This is a genomic window from Pseudomonas morbosilactucae, assembly GCF_023241665.1.
Classification (GTDB): Bacteria; Pseudomonadota; Gammaproteobacteria; order Pseudomonadales; family Pseudomonadaceae; genus Aquipseudomonas; species Aquipseudomonas morbosilactucae.
In genome coordinates, this window is sequence record NZ_JALQCX010000040.1 from 22239 (window position 1) to 38861 (window position 16623).

The 16623-nt window shown below is 61.9% G+C and carries 12 protein-coding genes; all 12 read right to left on the bottom strand.

Annotated elements, in window-relative coordinates:
- Positions 1 to 125: 125 nt before the first annotated feature.
- A complete protein-coding gene (locus M1B35_RS21370; RefSeq protein ID WP_268262985.1) occupies positions 126 to 2453 on the bottom strand; it encodes a lipase family protein in 2328 nt (775 codons plus the stop codon).
- On the bottom strand, positions 2450 to 3244 hold the full coding sequence (locus M1B35_RS21375) for a hypothetical protein (protein WP_268262986.1): 795 nt from the start codon (positions 3242 to 3244) through the stop codon (positions 2450 to 2452). Before M1B35_RS21375 ends, M1B35_RS21370 begins: the two co-directional genes overlap by 4 nt.
- Positions 3241 to 4089 carry a DUF4123 domain-containing protein gene (locus M1B35_RS21380; RefSeq protein ID WP_268262987.1) on the bottom strand — a complete coding sequence of 283 codons (849 nt, stop codon included), beginning with the start codon at positions 4087 to 4089 and terminating at the stop codon, positions 3241 to 3243. The genes M1B35_RS21375 and M1B35_RS21380 overlap by 4 nt, the downstream gene beginning before the upstream one ends.
- Positions 4086 to 6155, bottom strand: coding sequence for a type VI secretion system tip protein TssI/VgrG (gene tssI / locus M1B35_RS21385; RefSeq protein WP_268262988.1), 2070 nt, complete (start codon positions 6153 to 6155; stop codon positions 4086 to 4088). Before tssI ends, M1B35_RS21380 begins: the two co-directional genes overlap by 4 nt.
- A gap of 234 nt (positions 6156 to 6389) precedes the next feature.
- Positions 6390 to 6986 (bottom strand): MarC family protein, encoded by a 597-nt coding sequence (locus M1B35_RS21390; RefSeq protein WP_268262989.1) that lies wholly within the window; start codon positions 6984 to 6986, stop codon positions 6390 to 6392.
- A 105-nt stretch (positions 6987 to 7091) separates the two neighbouring features.
- Positions 7092 to 7736 carry a hypothetical protein gene (locus M1B35_RS21395; protein ID WP_268262990.1) on the bottom strand — a complete coding sequence of 215 codons (645 nt, stop codon included), beginning with the start codon at positions 7734 to 7736 and terminating at the stop codon, positions 7092 to 7094.
- 14 nt (positions 7737 to 7750) lie between these two features.
- Positions 7751 to 10543, bottom strand: coding sequence for a hybrid sensor histidine kinase/response regulator (locus M1B35_RS21400; protein WP_268262991.1), 2793 nt, complete (start codon positions 10541 to 10543; stop codon positions 7751 to 7753).
- A gap of 100 nt (positions 10544 to 10643) precedes the next feature.
- Entirely contained in the window at positions 10644 to 11939 is a 1296-nt protein-coding gene (purD, locus tag M1B35_RS21405; RefSeq protein ID WP_123329733.1) for a phosphoribosylamine--glycine ligase, read from the bottom strand.
- A 189-nt stretch (positions 11940 to 12128) separates the two neighbouring features.
- Positions 12129 to 13736, bottom strand: a complete 1608-nt coding sequence (gene purH / locus M1B35_RS21410; RefSeq protein ID WP_123329735.1) for a bifunctional phosphoribosylaminoimidazolecarboxamide formyltransferase/IMP cyclohydrolase — start codon at positions 13734 to 13736, stop codon at positions 12129 to 12131.
- An 82-nt stretch (positions 13737 to 13818) separates the two neighbouring features.
- Entirely contained in the window at positions 13819 to 14139 is a 321-nt protein-coding gene (gene fis, locus M1B35_RS21415; protein WP_007921650.1) for a DNA-binding transcriptional regulator Fis, read from the bottom strand.
- Positions 14136 to 15149 carry a tRNA dihydrouridine synthase DusB gene (gene dusB, locus M1B35_RS21420; protein ID WP_123329737.1) on the bottom strand — a complete coding sequence of 338 codons (1014 nt, stop codon included), beginning with the start codon at positions 15147 to 15149 and terminating at the stop codon, positions 14136 to 14138. The genes fis and dusB overlap by 4 nt, the downstream gene beginning before the upstream one ends.
- Positions 15150 to 15345: 196 nt before the next feature.
- Positions 15346 to 16623: a DUF3426 domain-containing protein gene (locus M1B35_RS21425; RefSeq protein ID WP_268262992.1), complete on the bottom strand. Its 1278-nt coding sequence runs from the start codon at positions 16621 to 16623 to the stop codon at positions 15346 to 15348.

Sequence of the window (16623 nt, forward strand, 5' to 3'; positions counted from 1 at the left end):
GATCCCTGTCGATTCATCTGAATGAAGCACCTGATGATGCCTCGCCGGCCAGTCTAAGGGACTTGATAATGGCTGGCACGGTAAAACTAATCGGAGTCGTCCCAGGTGTAGCCCACAGCCCTGGCCTAAGTGTACGAGTCGATATCCAGCTCCCGGGGCGCCCCGATGACATAACCCCCGATCAACTCAGCGATCGCCTGATCAGGGTCGTCAGCGGGCGTTGGAATCATCGCCAGTTGCTCCTGCGCGGTGTTTTCCGGGTGCGCTCTCCAGCGTGGCAAGCCCTCTGCCAGCAAGGTCGGCTGACCGGCGAAAGTGCCGTATACATCGCGCTCGCTGACCCTGGTAATGCTCAACTCAAGCAGGCGTTGACGGGTTGTATGCAGACGGTCGATTTCCTGAGTAATCCGTTGCCTTGCCATGACCCGCTCTTGAGCGTTGAGATAGGCATCGGGCCGTGCCGCCTGGCTTCGATCCAAGTCGCGCAGCTGTTGAGTGATGCGAGTCAATGCCCGATCGACCCAGTCGAATTCACGCTCGGTCACCAGGTTACGTGTGAACTCCTGTGACTCCTGCCAACGGCGCAGGGTGGCCCAACAGTTGGGGATGTAGCTATCGATCATCTTGTGATCAACGTTGTCCACCAGTTGCCGAAGCAGCGAGCCGCGCACCGGCAAACCGTCGATCTCCTGCAGCACCCTGGCACAGCCCTGATCGAGGATGGTGCTACAGCCTGGCGCCCAGAGCATCGCCGACCTGCGCCCTGTGCCAAAGTCCACCGGCTGAAAGTGCCGCAACTGGCCATGGTGGGCATAGGGTTCGCCGGTAAAGTTGATCAGGCCTGAAATAAACAACGTCAAGCCAACCGGCGCATCCAGCACCAGAACCGAGCCTCGCGCTGCGAGTTGTTTGGGCTTGGAGGTGCTCATCCAGGTTGCCGGCACGCTCGGCACCGGGTCGTGGTGATTGACTATGCGGTGGTGTAGCAGCGCCTTGGCACCTTTGACAAAATCGGTATCGCCGGCCCTTGGGCTGCCGTAGGTGTAGAGCAGGATGTCATAAGTGAAACCTGTCCTGCGCCGAAGCATTTCGGAGAGTATGAGCGCCACTGCGCCACCCAGGCTGTGTCCTGTAATGACGAGTTTTTGTCCGCTGTAGAATTTATCCAGATAGTCGGTAACAAAGCTCCTAAGTGCTTTGGCTGCGCCATAAAAGCCGTTATGCACCTTGCCGTCGCCCTCCTCGAAAGGTACTTGCTCAGCGTCCATATCGCGGAATACATCGGGCATTTCGGCCGTGCCACGCACGGCAAGCAAAATCAGCTCATCGTGATGGGTGATATAGGCCTGGGTATCGGTGCCGCCTTCATCCAGACGGTCATCAAAAAAGTGAATCCTCTCCGGATGTTCCTGCGCATTTCCCAGGCTCGGATGATTGACCTGCGGGTACAGCTCCGGGTCGAACGGGATAATTTCCAGGCGCCTCGAGTAGGGCACGTCCTCATACAGCGGGTAATAGGCCCTGCCCCCAGACTGCGCCGCATCCACCTGCCACAGTTCGTCAAAGGCTGGCAGCACTGCGCCAAACCAGTTGCCGCTGCTGGGCTGCACGGGAAACCCCACGCGGGCGCTTTCCACCGGTTGCGTGCGAGGTGCCTGGTCAAAGTTGCTGTAACTCAGGGTCGTCAGCACCGCCAGTTGGTAGAGGTTGAGTGCGCAAAACTTGGCATCGGTCGACAGCATTGGCCGCAAGGCCCGCAACGGCCTTACCTCCAGCACGTGATGGCGGTTGGGCAGCAGAGCAATGCCCGCCACCCTTGATGGCGGAGAGATAAAGTCCTGGTCAACCAGCGTCCGATCGGTCGTGATCCCGTCCGGTGGCGCTCCACCGTCGAGGTAGCCCGTAGGCTTGATCTTTGAGCCCTTGGGCTGGGGCGGCAGTCGAAACAGTGAGTACACATGTTGGTTGGGTGGGAAATGCCGTTCGACCATCAGCGGCAAATGGGCGTCGTGCTCCACCAGCTCACTGACCTCAACCTGATAGAAACTATCAGCCCTGTCCTGTGCCGGGTTGCTCCGCGTGCGGGCACCGCTGTTGTTGAAGAAACGAGTGCTTTCGGCGCGTACTTGCAGTTCGGTGATAGGGAGTGGGTAATACTTCCTTTTTTTTAAGCGCACATATGTTTTATTGGGGCCTGCGTAAGGTTGATTCAGAGTGAGCAGAAGCGGCCCGCAATAGTGATCTTCTACCCGCCCCACACCATCGATATCTAGCCGGCCTGTATGGGTCACGTTTTCATAGTCGGTCGCTTCATACATCAGTCCGGCATAAGTTTTACCGTCACCGAACTCGTCCACCAACTGAAAGCTAGTGGCTTGACCGCGTAAGGGGCAGGTGTAAACACGACCTTCCATGGAGGGACTGTCACCCTGCGGTAGCGATTTAGTATTCATGGGTTTACTTCCTTGTTTTCGGTACACCCCGGATAAATGTCGCAAGTACGGCCGTCAGGCATTCTGAACGTGCTGAAATCCTTGTAATTGCCAAAGCAAAAAGCATCTTGGTCTTCAAAGCGTTCACCCATACAGCGCTTCCAGCCACCAAGTACCTTGACCCAGGTATCGCCCATATAGGGTTCCTCCTCAGCCGCTAACTTGATTTTCAAGCGCACGGTTTTTCCCGGTAGTTGGTCCAGGGTGTAGGCCGCAAATGGATGGCCTAAGGTCGGGTTGCCCTGTGCATCGGTGTTTGTACAGGTCAGAATTTTTACAATTCGCCGTAAACCGCCTGATGTTCGAAACAGCAACTGGCAACGCCCCGACACCTGGCTTTCACCGACAGCGTTGAATGTGCCTTTATCTCGGTCATCCAAGTGGTCACTCACATGGACCTTTCCAAAGTCTCGGGCAACGTCTCCCCAATCCTTGCCATATGTAGCGTTGATATAAAACTCGACGGACTGCAGTGCCAACGGACAGCCACTCACTGTTCTGTGCAGCACTATTTTGGAGTCGCGTTGGTACTCTTTCTGCCACGTTCTGTTGATACCCATCCGTGTGTTTCTGCCGCCAGGTACGCTGCAGGTTTCACCTTGGGCCGGTACATAGATGGCGGTGGCTTCGTAAGTGAAGTCCGGCGGCAAGTCCGCACTCAAGGTAAAACTGTCGGAGGTGCCCATGGCCGAACAGCCTGTTGCCAAAGCCAGGTAACCGATGAACAGCCAGCGTTGAATAAAGCTGTTCATAAGGGGCCGCTCCCCTGCCAATACAGGGCTTCTTGACGAACACGTTCAATGTGTTGCTCAGGGGTTTCGCCATGTCGGGGCAGCCAGAATGTCGGCAGTGTGTAATCCGCGGCTCGCAGGCTTTGGGTCAGAAGGAAATAGAGGGCATCAGGTGCCTGCCAATTCCAGGTTGTGGCCAGGTCGAGTTGGGTGCGCAGCCAGGTGTCGATGTCTTGGTGTTCGGCAAGCGCCGCCAGCAGGTCTGTGTGCTCGCGCATGAGGTAACGCCTGATGTTGTCGAACTGCACGGCGGTGTAGGTGGCTTGCGGCGTGGGGATGTTCAGCCACTGCGGCTCAGGCGGCACCGGGTGCGTGCCCGGGGCCGGGTTGTCGTGGACGTTCCATTGTTCGGCCTGCCAGTAGCACACGCTGGCGATGGGCCCCAGGTAGCCTGGATGGTGTTCGGCTGGCATATGGGCCAAGGCCCGTCCCAGCACACGGTTGTCATGAAAGCGGTAAAGGCATTGATGGGGTGGCTCGCCGACCACCAATCGGTCGCGCCAATGTTGGGTCAGGGCATCAAGTTCGGTGGCCGGGGCGGTGGCCAACCATCCCCAATCGGCTTCAGGCGCCTTGAGCAGGGCCGCGAGCAAGTGAGGGGCTGCCCGATCAAGTTGAAACAGATAAGGCCCTGCGCTGGCCAGCGAATGAGCTGGGGTACTGCGATACACCGCGCGGTAGCGCTCGTGGCCCACCTCGGCGATCAGGGCATCGCGGGCGTCAAGCGCCCCATCGGAGTCCAGCACCAGGTAGAGGCCGCGCCCTAGCCGGACTTGTTCATATAGCCATTGCTCCACGCTTTTCATGCACGTTCTCCGAGGTCACACAGACCATTGCGGCAGGCTTCACACAGCGGGCAGAAATCCACGGCCTGTTGCTTGCTCGCACTCATGATGGACAGCGGGTTGTCGATGATTGCCTGGGGGGCGCCGGCCAGCGATTCCAGGGCTTGCTGCGGCGCGACACCGGCCATCGGCGCACCGCCCAGCACCACCGGCTCGCTGCTGAAAATCCCGCCCGGGTTGATGACCAGGTGCTGGCCGCCGGCCTTGAGGGTCAGGCTCGTGCCGGCATCGATCACCACGTGGGCGGCGGTGAGCCGAGCCTGGGTGCCGGCCTGTAGCACCAGGCTGCCGTCGACATGGGTACTGGCGTTGCCATCGATGGACAGCCATTCATGGCCGGCAATCACGGTGTTGCGCACGCCTTGGGTGGTGTGGGTTTCGTTGCCCTGGATCAGGCTTGAGCTATGGCCGTCGACCTGTTCGTGGCGGTCGTTGCCGATCAGGCTGTGGCTGTCCTGAGTGATCTGTTCGCGGCGCGAATGGCCGATGGTGGTAGTGCTGTCGTTGAGGATCAGGTGTTCAAGATCCCGTTGTGCCCGCAGGAAGATTTTTTCCTGCCCGGCTCGGTCTTCGAGCATCAGCTCGTTGTAGCCGCCACTGTTGGGTGTGCTGTGGCTGCGCAGAACGGTTTTACTGTGGTTTTCCGGCAGGGTGTACGGCACAGGGGTGGCGGTGTTGGCCACGCACCCGGTGATCAAAGGCTGATCGGGGTCGCCTTCCAGGTAGGTCACCACCACTTCCATGCCGATGCGGGGAATGCTCACGGCACCAAAATTGTCCCCGGCCCAGCTGGATGACACCCGCAACCAGCAACTGCTTTTATCGCTGTTGAGTTCCGTGCGGTCCCAGGGCAGCTCGACCCGGACCCGGCCCAGGGCATCGCAAAAAATCTCTTCGCCCGGCGGCCCTGTCACCCGTGCGGTCTGGCTCACCAGCACCGGTCGGCGCGGGGGCAGCGGCGGGCGGAACAACACGTCCCAGGGAATGGCGCTGAAATGGTTGTGGTAACCCTGGGTAAAGCCGTCAGGGGCGCTGGTATCGAGGGCTTCTTCGAGGACCTGGGGCTGCTTGCCGCGGTGATGAACACTGAGCAGCAGCCACAGGTCATTGCAGGCGTTGCGTGGGTGATCGCTCAAGGTGAAGAAGTGGCCGCTGCGCAGGGTCGGCTGGCCGCTCTCGCCTTCGGCCAACTGATAGTCGACACGGTGACTTTCCAGGGCTCGCTGGACCTGCTGTTGACCGCGCGCCTCGGTGGGCAGCGGCAGTGGGTAGCGATAGTCCTCAAGCGCCGGCCCCGATACGACGCTGTGGGTCCTTTCCAGCAGCCGATTGGGCCGCTGCACGTCATAGTCGCGGCGGGTGACGGCTTGGGGGCGGGTGCTGAACCGCTGGGCGAAACGCTTGACGGTCGGGCCGTCGGCGACCTGCCCGCTGCCAGGTTGGTAAGGCGTTGTGTCGAGTGTCGGGAAGGCGGTCTGATTGTCGCTAAACACCAGCAGATGATTGTCCGCCGAGTGCTGGTGGTGCCAGGCGATGCCTTCTTCGGCGCACAGGCGCTGGATGAATTCGAAATCACTTTCGGCGTATTGGGTGCAGTACTCGCGCTCAGGGGCGCCGGGCACATGAAAGGCAAACACATCTGGCTGGATGCCGTGACCCTGAAGCACCTGGGCCACGATCTGCGGCACGCTCTGATGTTGGAAAATTCGCTGGTTGTGGCTGAACTGCAGGTAGTGCAGCACCGGCACCAGCCGCAGGTAATAGTGGCTCAGGCGCCTGCCAGACGCCCCGGCGGCAATGTCTTCGATCCGCCCGTGCAGGCCTTCGCCCTTGGGGCCAAAACGAAGAAATGCCGGCTGACGCAGCAGGGGCTCCAGGTCGATATTCGGGTTTTCGCTGACCAGTTCGATATGGATGGCGTACAGGCTGCTGAGGGCTTCGATACCGTCAAAGGCCAGTACCTTGAAGTCGTGGCGAATTGAGGGAATCAGCAGGTCGAAATAGGCGGAGCCAGCCGGCGCGAACATACGCTAGTCCTTCAGCGGTGAAGGTCGACAAAGGCGTTCGGGACGGCGCCGATGCCAAGGAAGAATGAGGGGGTCATGCTAGGGAGGAGGGCAGAGCACCGGCTACAGGGGGATTCTGAAAGTCCCGCGGAAAGGTCGCTAATGCTGCAGTAAGAAACGAGGGGGGCGCCCTCGCCGTTAGACGGCGGGGCTGAGAGGGGCTGGTGCCCTGACCGGTACCAGGGCGCTGGCGGATTAAGGCACCAAGTACCCGCGCACCCCGGTAAAGATGATCTGCGCGGCCAGGGCGCAGACGAACAGGCCCATCAGGCGGCTGACGATTTGCAGGCCTTGTTCGCCGAGGATGCGTTCGATGCGGTTGGACAGGTAGAGCACCACGCCGACAGTGAAGCTGGCCAGGGCGATGCTGACGATAGCCATCAGTTTGTCGTCCCAGTGCGGCTGGCTGACGCCCATGACCAGCAAGGCGCCGATGGTCCCGGGGCCGACGGTCAGGGGAATGGTCAACGGCACGATGGTCACGTCTTGCTGCACATTGTCGGTCTGCACCGCCGATTTGCCTTGGGCCATGCCCAGGGCGGAGATGAACAGCACGCTGCCGGCACCGATGCGGAAGGCGTCCACGGTGATGCCGAAAACGCTGAAAATCACTCGGCCGAACAGGTACAGCAGCACGCTGGACACCAGGGTCGCCAGGGCAACTTTCCAGGCCAGGCGTCGGCGCTCCTTGCTGGAGTAACCGCGGGTCAGGCTGATAAAACACGACAGGACGAAGAAGGGGCTGTAGAGCACCAACATCTTCAGGTAAACGCTGAACAACACGTGGAGCATGGTGGGAGCTCACAGCGAGGAAAGGGCGAGCGGGAGTTTAACAGGCGCCGCGCATGCTGTCGGCTCGGCCGGTACGAGGCTGGCTTCGGCCTTGGGCCAGGCGCTTTAACTGACGTGTTCGGGTGTCGCCGGGCCGGAGTAGAGGCTGTAGCCGCGTTCCCAGTCCGAGTTCAGGTGGCGGTTGCGGAAATCAATGTCGAACAGGGGGCCGGCCGGGGCGTGCTGGCGTGTGCTCATGGCGCTGTTCAGCTCGTGCATTTGGGTGAGGAACGCTGGGTAGTCTTCGACGTACACACAGTCTTCCCGGGCAAAGCGCAGGCTGACCGTGGCGTTGCAGATCACCGCCAGGTTAAGGGTCAGGCCGGGGCCGACGCTGAGGCGGCCGCCAATGTCATAGATCCGGTCGCCGGGTGCCGGGGGCTGGCCCCAGGCCTTGTCGATGCGGTGCCGGTGGCCCTCGATGTCGACGGTCAGTGACGACTCGTAGCCCTTGACCTGTTCGAAGTGCACCTCGGCCTTTTGCACAATCAGAAAACTGTCGTCGTCCGCTGGCGGCACCCAGTCCGGCGCTTGTTGCGCCAGGCTGTCGATCACCGGATCGTCGAGGCGGTTGAGGACGATGTTGAACAGGGTGAAGTGGAAGTGCTCAAGCAGGGCCTCGTTCAGCCCGATATCGATGTAGGTGGTCAGCCCGCCGGCATTGGCGTAGTCGATGGCGCCGAAGGCGTGGCTGATGTCCAGTTCGATCATGGGGCCCGGCCGGTTCAGGTGGTTTGCGCGGGCGTGCGGTCACGCAGGTCGCGCTGTGCCACCCAGTGCTCAACCAGGTCGCGCAGTTGCGAGAGTTCCACCGGCTTGGCCATGTGCCCATCCATGCCGGCCTGGCGCGCGCGCTCCTTGTGTTCGGCGAGGATGTGCGCGGTCAGGGCCACCACCGGGGTGCGGATCCGCTGGTTGCCGACTTCCCACGCCCGCAGTTGCTGGGTGGCGGAAAAACCGTCGAGCACCGGCATTTCGCAGTCCATCAGCACCAGGTCGTAACGCTGGGCCTTCATCGCCTGCAGGGCCTCTTCGCCGTTGCTGGCGGTGTCGGGTTGCAGGTTGAGCTTGCCGAGCATGCCGCGGATGACTTTGGTGGAGATGCTGTTGTCTTCGGCCACCAGGATGCGGAAGTCGCTGGGCACGGCGACCGCTTCAGCGGCCGCCTGGACCACGCTGGCAGGCGAGGAAGTCGCCGCGGCCTGGCCCTTGTTGCGCTGGTTCAGTTCGTCGGCCAGGGTGGTCTTGAGGGTGTAGCCGGCCACGGGCTTGGCGAGGATGCGCTTGATCCCGGCATTGCGGGCGATGACCTTGCTCGGCGCGTTACTGATGCCGGTGAGCATGATCAGCAGGATGTCGTGGTTCAGGCTTGGGTCTTCCTTGATCTTCGCCGCCAGCTGCATGCCGGTCATGCCGGGCATGTTCTGGTCCAGCAGCACCACGTCGAAGTAGTCCCGCAGGTGCGCCTTGGTCCGCAGCAGGGCCAGGGCTTCCTTGCCCGATGGCACGGCACTGACGTTCAGGCCCCAGGCGCTGCATTGCTGCACCAGGACCTTGCGGCAGGTGTCGTTGTCGTCCACCACCAGCACCCGGGCGTCTTGCAGCGGGCCATCGAGGTCGGCGGTCGGGTGCTCCAGGCGCTCCGGGTCCAGGGGCAGGGTCAGCCACAGGGTGCTGCCCTGGTTGGCGCTGCTTTTGATGCCGAACTCGCCGTGCATCAACAGCACCAGTTGCCGAGCGATCACCAGGCCCAGGTTGCCACCCAGCCGCGTGGCGGCGAGGAAGTTCTTGCTGTGCAGTTCGGTGTGCAGCAGGGCGTCACGCTCTTCGGCGTCCATCGGCTGGCCGCTGTCCTGCACCGCGATGCGCAGGCGCGGTTTGCTGCTGCGTTCGTCGAGGGCGACCACGATCAGCACTTCGCCTTCGTCGGTCTTCTTCAGGGCGTTTTCCAGCAGGCTCAGCAGCGCCTGGCGCAGGCGCGTGGGGTCGCCGCTGATGACCCGCGGCACCTGGGGCTGGATAAAACTGATGAGCTCGACGTTCTGCTGCTCGGCCTTGGCGCGGAAGATGCTCAGGCAGTCTTCGATCAAGGCGTTGAGGTCGAACTGCACGTCGTCCAGTTCGATCTGCCCGGACTCCAGCTTGGAGATGTCGAGGATCTCGTTGATCAGGGTCAACAGTTCATTGCCAGCGCTGTGGATGGTCTGCACGTAGTCCCGTTGCTTGACCGACAACGGCGTGCCCAGCAGCAGTTCGGTCATGCCCAGCACGCCGTTCATCGGTGTGCGGATCTCATGGCTGATCTTGGCCAGGAACTCGGCCTTGGCGTTCACCTCGGCATTGCTGGCCGCCAGGTCGCGGCTTTCGCTGAAGCGGTTTTCGGTGATGCTGCGCTGGCGTTCACCCAGGGCGATGCTCATCAACAGGCCGCTGACGCAGATCACGCAGAGCAGGGTGATGATCAGCCCTTGCGGCGAAACCAGGGTCAGGCCCAGCAGCGCCGGGAGAATCACCAGGGTGCCGAGATTGAAGATCACCATGGCCAAGACGAACAGGCGGGCCGGACGATAGCCCTTGTGCCAGTGGTAGGCGCCGACGAAGAGCATGCTCAGGCCGGCGAGGGCCACCAGGGCGTAGGTGATGATGTTCAGCGGCAGGGTGCTGACAAACAGCAACAGCAGGCTGCACAGGCCGACCAGCAGGATATCCCCCAGCAGCAGGCGGTTCAGCGGGTGCGGGCCCAGGGGCGCGAAGTAGCGGTAGGCGAACATCAGGCCGCAGGGCGCGGTGAGCAACAGCGCCAGATAGGCCCCGGGTGTTTGCAGGGCCGACATGCTCGGCATCCAGGGGCTGAGCAGGTTGAGCAGCATCAGCAGGCTGAGGGACAGCAGGATTTCACAGGCCGCCAGCCACAGGCTGCTTCTGGAGCGGGTGTAGGCATAGCGCGTGAGGTTGTGCAGGATCAGCATCGCCAGACAGCCGAACAGCAGGCCATAGATCAGCGTCTGGCTCTGGTTGGCGGCACTGTTCACCGCCGCCTCCAGGGTAATGTAAGGCCGTAACTGGTGGTCGGAGACCAGGCGCAGGTAGACGTCCAGGGTTTTCTGGCTTTGCGGCAGCGGCAGCATCAAGTCGCTGCTGGGCAGCAGGGGAGTATCGGTCTGGGGGTGGGCAGTGCCGGCGTTCTGTTGTGCGATCAGCTTGTCGCCGTCGAGCACATACAGGTTCAGGCGCGACAGGTCCGGCGCGAAAATGCGCAGCAGCTGTTCATGTTGGCCCGGTTGCAGTTTGAAGCGTAACCACAGGGCGCCATCGGGGTCGGCGGCGGTCAGCTTGTCCAGTTCGATGGGGCTGAACTGGTTGATGTAGCGTGCGGAGCGGATATCACTGAGCTGCAGGTCGGCCTGTTCGTCGAGCAATACCGACCAGCCACTGCCTTGAGCGGCCTGGGCCGTATGCAAGCAGAGCAGGGTCAACAGGGTGACAGCGAAGCCTACGGCATTCCTGAGCCAGCGCACGGCGAGATCCCTTCGTTGGTTGATGCCTGATTATAACTATGCGCGGCGCCATAACCGCGCGGCAAGGGCCAGGGGCCCTTGCCGATGACCAGGGCTGAGCTTACTCCTGGTTGTCGCCACGTTCACGGGCAATAGCGCGGTAGCCGATATCCTTGCGGTAGAAGCAACCCGGCCAGTCGATCTTGGCTGCCAGCTGGTACGCCTGCTGTTGGGCGGCGTCGACGCTGTTGCCCAGTGCGGTGGCGCAAAGCACGCGTCCGCCGGAAGTGACCACCTGGCCGTCCTTGAGGGCGGTACCCGCGTGGAAGACTTTGCCTTCCAGTGCAGCCGCCGCGTCCAGACCCTGGATCACGTCACCTTTGGCGTAGTCGCTCGGGTAGCCACCGGCTGCCAGGACGATGCCCAGGCTTGGGCGTGGGTCCCACTGGGCCTCGACTTTATCCAATGCCTGGGCCAAGGCCGCTTCCACCAGCAGCACCAGGCTCGATTGCAGGCGCAGCATCACCGGTTGGGTTTCCGGATCGCCGAAGCGGCAGTTGAACTCGATGACTTTCGGGTTGCCGGCCTTGTCGATCATCAGACCGGCGTAAAGGAAGCCGGTGTAGACGTTGCCTTCGTCGGCCATGCCGCGCACGGTCGGCCAGATCACCAGGTCCATGACCCGCTGATGCACTTCGGCCGTGACCACAGGGGCCGGGGAGTAGGCACCCATGCCGCCGGTGTTCGGGCCGGTGTCGCCGTCGCCGACGCGTTTGTGGTCCTGGCTGGTGGCCATCGGCAGTACGTTCTTGCCGTCGACCATGACGATGAAGCTGGCTTCTTCGCCGTCGAGGAATTCCTCGATCACCACGCGGGAACCGGCTTCGCCGAAAGCGTTGCCAGCCAGCATGTCGCGCACGGCGTCTTCGGCTTCGGCCAGGGTCATGGCGACGATCACGCCTTTACCGGCGGCCAGGCCGTCGGCCTTGATCACGATCGGTGCGCCTTTTTCACGCAGGTAAGCCAGGGCCGGCTCGATCTCGGTGAAGTTCTGGTAATCGGCGGTCGGGATCTTGTGGCGTGCCAGGAAATCCTTGGTGAAGGCTTTCGAACCTTCCAGCTGGGCGGCGCCAGCGGTCGGGCCGAAGCAATCCAGGCCGCGCTCGCGGAACAGGTCGACCACACCGGCCACCAGCGGCACTTCCGGGCCAACGATGGTCAGGGACACATTCTTCTCGGCGAAATCCGCCAACTGCTCCAGGGCCAGGACGTCGATGGCAACGTTCTCGCACTTGGCTTCGATGGCGGTGCCGGCGTTGCCGGGGGCCACGAATACTTTTTCGACCCGTGGGTCCTGAGCGACTTTCCAGGCCAGGGCGTGTTCACGACCGCCGCTACCGATGATCAGTACATTCATTTCAAAAACCTCGGATGACGCTAATTCTGTTTTAGAACCTAGAGCGCTTCACGCCATAGGAGGTTGCAATGACGCCGGTAGATGCAAGGCGGAGCCCATCTCGATGAGCGCAGTTGCCTGTTGGCAATGAGCATCATCGGGATGGGCTCCAACGCAGCAGATGCCGGTGTCAGTGCGACCGTTGTCGTATCAGTGCCGGAAGTGACGCATGCCGGTGAAGACCATAGCAATGCCGGCTTCGTCGGCAGCGGCAATCACCTCTGCATCACGCATCGAACCGCCTGGCTGGATCACGGCGGTGATGCCGACCTTGGCGGCATTGTCCAGGCCGTCGCGGAACGGGAAGAATGCGTCGGAGGCCATGACCGAACCGGCGACCTGCAGACCGGCGTGCTCGGCCTTGATGGCGGCGATGCGGGCGGAGTTCACGCGGCTCATCTGGCCGGCGCCGACACCGATGGTCTGGCGGTTCTTGGCGTAGACGATGGCGTTGGATTTAACGTACTTGGCGACTTTCCAGGCGAAGATCAGGTCATTGATCTCTTGCTCGGTCGGGGCGCGTTTGGTCACGACTTTCAGGTCATCGGCGCTGATCATGCCGATATCACGGCTCTGGACCAGCAGGCCGCCGTTGACGCGCTTGTAGTCCCAGGCCGCAGCGCGGTCAGCCGACCACTCGCCACAGGCCAGCAGGCGCACGTTGGCTTTGGCGGCGACGATGGCGCGGGCTTCTTCGCTCACCGACGGGGCGATGATCACTTCGACGAACTGACGCTCGACGATGGCTTTGGCGGTTTCAGCATCCAGTTCGCGGTTGAAGGCGATGATGCCGCCGAAGGCCGACTCGGTGTCGGTGGCGTAGGCCAGTTCGTACGCCTGGCGGATACCGCCTTCAGCGTCCGGGCTCACGGCCACGCCGCACGGGTTGGCGTGCTTGACGATGACGCAGGCTGGTTTGACGAAGCTCTTCACGCATTCCAGCGCGGCGTCGGTGTCGGCCACGTTGTTGAACGACAGCTCTTTGCCTTGCAGCTGGGTCGCGGTGGCGATGCCCACTTCGGCCGGCTTGGCTTCTACGTAGAACGCCGCGCTCTGGTGCGGGTTCTCGCCGTAGCGCATTTCCTGGGCCTTGATGAATTGGCTGTTGAAGGTGCGCGGGAATTCGCTGCGACCTTCTGTGCTGAGGGTTTCAGCGGCCTGGTTCACGGTGCCCATGTAGTTGGCGATCATGCCGTCGTAGGCGGCGGTGTGTTCGAACGCCTTGAGCATCAGGTCGAAACGCTGGGCGTAGGTCAGGCCGCCGGCCTTGAGGCCTTCCAAGACGCTGGCGTAGTCGCTGGCGTTCACCACGATGGCCACGTCTTTGTGGTTCTTGGCTGCCGAGCGAACCATGGTCGGGCCGCCGATATCGATGTTCTCGATGGCGGTCGGCAGGTCGCAGCCTGGCTTGTTGATGGTGGCTTCGAACGGGTACAGGTTGACCGCTACCAGATCGATCGGCTTGATGCCGTGCTCGTTCATGATGGCGTCGTCGATGCCGCGACGGCCGAGGATGCCGCCGTGGATTTTCGGGTGCAGGGTCTTCACCCGGCCGTCCATCATTTCCGCAAAACCGGTGTAATCCGCGACTTCCACTGCGGCCACGCCGTTGTCCTGCAGCAGCTTGAAGGTCCCGCCGGTGGAGAGGATCTCCACGCCCAGGGCTTCCAGCTCCTTGGCGAATTCGAGGATCCCGGTCTTGTCGGACACACTGATCAAGGCGCGGCGGATCGGCAGGCGGGTAGTCTGGTCGGTCATCTCAATTTCCATCAAAAGCAAAGGAGTCAGCAAAAAAGGCGACCGTTTTTTACGCGGGCGCCTTTCTGGTTTGATTGAATGCTTACAACAAATCGTACTGCTTGAGTTTCTTGCGCAGGGTGCCGCGGTTCAGGCCCAACAGCTCGCTGGCTTTGGTCTGATTGCCCTTGACGTAGTTCATCACGCTTTCGAGCAAGGGAGCCTCGACTTCGGAGAGCACCAGGTTGTACACGTCCGTGACGGCCGCGCCCTCAAGGTGGGCGAAATAATTGTGCAGCGCCTTCTCGACACTCCCGCGAAGGGTCTGACCTTCTTCGCTCGGCGTATTGAGGTGCTGTTTCAAATTCACGTTGTCGCTCACGGGTGCTGTTCCACTCACTAAAGTCTCGGTCATCATCGTCATGCGGCCACCCCCTCTCCGTCCCCTGTCACCAGGCTCTTGTAACGCTCGGCAAAGAACTCACGAACGTTGGCGCATTGTGCTTCCGTATCTTCCAAACGATTGAAGTGGGCGCGAAACTCCCTGGCGCCCGGCAGGGTTGCGAGATACCAGCCCACATGCTTGCGCGCAATGCGTACGCCCATGACATCCCCATAGAAGGCATGCAGCGCGGCCAGGTGCTCTAGCAGAATACGTTCCACCTCGATCAGTTCCGGTGCCGGGAGGGTTTCACCGGTCCGCAGAAAGTGCTCGATCTCACGAAAAATCCATGGCCGCCCTTGAGCGGCCCGGCCGATCAACAGCCCGTCGGCGCCGGTGGCGTGCAGCACGCGCCGGGCCTTCTCAGGGGAGTCGATATCGCCATTGGCGAACACCGGGATCGACACCGCCTGCTTGATCGCGGCAATGGTGTCGTACTCGGCTTCTCCGGTGTACAGGTCGGCGCGGGTCCGACCGTGGACCGCCAATGCCGTGATGCCTGCCTGTTCGGCGATCTTCGCCACCGTCAGGCCATTCTTGTTCGCCCGGTCCCAGCCGGTGCGGATTTTCAGGGTAACCGGGACATCAACCGCTGCCACGACGGCATGCAGGATCTCCCTCACCAGGTCTTCGTCTTTCAGCAACGCGGAACCGGCGGCCTTGTTGCAGACCTTCTTTGCCGGACAACCCATGTTGATATCAATAATCTGTGCACCCAACTCGACGTTGGCGCGTGCGGCCTCCGCCAGCATCTGTGCATCGCCACCGGCAATCTGCACCGAGCGCGGCTCGGGATCGCCTTCGTGGATCATTCGCAGCCGCGACTTGCGGCTGTTCCACAAGCTCATGTCGCTGGTGACCATTTCCGAAACTACAAGGCCGGCGCCCAATCGCTTGCACAGCTGACGAAAGGGCTGGTCTGTAACTCCCGCCATTGGGGCGAGAATCAAGCCGTTGGGCAATGTATATGGGCCGATGCGTACCGCCGACATAGGACTTCCCTGTTGTGGGGCCGGATCATGAGAGTTCGAAAAAGGGTTGGCATGATACCCGCTCTCGATGACCGGATAAAGGCTGAATTGGATAAAATCTGAACAGTTATTCCGTTATCGCCAAGGGTTCTGTCTGGCGCCTGGATTCAGAAAACTGACGTCAATCCGCATTCGGCCTTCAGCCTACGCAATCGGCTCACTCGGGTGAGTGGAAGCTCAGACTGTAGTTCACCGCCTTCGGTCCTGGATCAAGAATATCCAGGGCAATGTGGATCGGCGTCTGCGGGGGCATGTCCGTCTGCCCCTGAAGGTCGCCGCCCAGGTACTCGCCGGGCTTGAAGCTGCGGCTGGCGAGCAGGTGGCCATTGAGGTCGGCGAAGCGCAGTTCCAGCAGCGGGAAGGGTTGGGTGAACTGCGCACGGTTGTAGATGATGGCGTCCACCACCAAGGCTCCGTTGAACTCCGGATGGCTGCGCACCACCAGGTTGCTGCTCTTGATTCGGGCGATATCCACCCGCGACGGCACTTTGCAGCCCAGTTCCGGGCACAACTGCTGGAACCACGGCCGGTACTGGTCCTGGCGCGCCAGTTCGTCGAAGTGGTAGGCGATGTACTGGCCCGCCAGGCCGGCGGCGGCCAGCAGGATCAGCAGGCACCAGAGCAGGCGTCGGCCCCAGGGCGAGCGGCGCTTCTGCCAGTCCAAGTGAATGGGGTCATCTTCCAGGTCTTGCAGCACATCGTCCTGGACTTCCGGTTCGCTGCGGGTGCGGCGGGTCTTTGACTGGCTGGCCGGCACGACCTCGGTGTCGCTGCTGAGGGGAGCGTGGTGCTCCAGGGGCTCCAACTCGGCATCCAGTTGCAACTTGGGTGTCCTGGGCTCGTCGTCCAGGTCGTCGAGGTTGAAGGACAGCGAAGGCTCGGTGCGGCCTGGTTTAGCGGGCTCGACCGCCGGTGACGGGGCTTTGCTTTCAACCGGCAGCGGCGTTTCGGCCAGCTCGTCGTGTTCGGCACTGGTGGCGCTCAGGCGGCTGTCGGGCCAGTGTTCTTCATCGGCATCCGGCGAGTCGCGGCGGGCGCTGAGGGATTCGCTCTTGCCCGGCTCCTGGCCAAAGTTCTTGGCCGGCTGTATTTCCCGCTGCTCCAGCTTGGCCAGTTCCTCGTCAAGGTCGAGGTGGTCCAGGTCCAGTTCAGAGGCCGACCATTGCTTCTGGCTGATGGCCCGCTGCGGTGCAGGCGCGGCGACGGCTGGCGGAGCAACGGGCACAACAGGCGCAGGCGCGGGTGTGGCTGCCGGTGCGGGGCTGTTGACGACGGCTTCCTTGCCAGCGCGTTGCTCAAGCAACTGCCGTGCGGCGTTGAACACCTGCAGGCATGAGCCGCAGCGAACCACCCCACGGGCCACGCTCAATTGAGCATGGCTGACGCGGAAGCTGGTTTGGCAATGCGGGCACTGGGTGACGAAGCTGTCGGTCAT

Bases quoted from the DNA above. Each gene is read 5' to 3' on its own strand.
- tssI (WP_268262988.1), bottom strand. From the start codon at position 6,155: ATGTTCGCGCCGGCTGGCTCCGCCTATTTCGACCTGCTGATTCCCTCA.
- M1B35_RS21425 (WP_268262992.1), bottom strand. From the start codon at position 16,623: ATGACCGACAGCTTCGTCACCCAGTGCCCGCATTGCCAAACCAGCTTC.
- dusB (WP_123329737.1), bottom strand. From the start codon at position 15,149: ATGTCGGCGGTACGCATCGGCCCATATACATTGCCCAACGGCTTGATT.
- M1B35_RS21390 (WP_268262989.1), bottom strand. From the start codon at position 6,986: ATGCTCCACGTGTTGTTCAGCGTTTACCTGAAGATGTTGGTGCTCTAC.
- M1B35_RS21370 (WP_268262985.1), bottom strand. From the start codon at position 2,453: ATGAATACTAAATCGCTACCGCAGGGTGACAGTCCCTCCATGGAAGGT.
- M1B35_RS21380 (WP_268262987.1), bottom strand. From the start codon at position 4,089: ATGAAAAGCGTGGAGCAATGGCTATATGAACAAGTCCGGCTAGGGCGC.
- M1B35_RS21395 (WP_268262990.1), bottom strand. From the start codon at position 7,736: ATGATCGAACTGGACATCAGCCACGCCTTCGGCGCCATCGACTACGCC.
- purH (WP_123329735.1), bottom strand. From the start codon at position 13,736: ATGACCGACCAGACTACCCGCCTGCCGATCCGCCGCGCCTTGATCAGT.
- fis (WP_007921650.1), bottom strand. From the start codon at position 14,139: ATGACGATGATGACCGAGACTTTAGTGAGTGGAACAGCACCCGTGAGC.
- purD (WP_123329733.1), bottom strand. From the start codon at position 11,939: ATGAATGTACTGATCATCGGTAGCGGCGGTCGTGAACACGCCCTGGCC.
- M1B35_RS21375 (WP_268262986.1), bottom strand. From the start codon at position 3,244: ATGAACAGCTTTATTCAACGCTGGCTGTTCATCGGTTACCTGGCTTTG.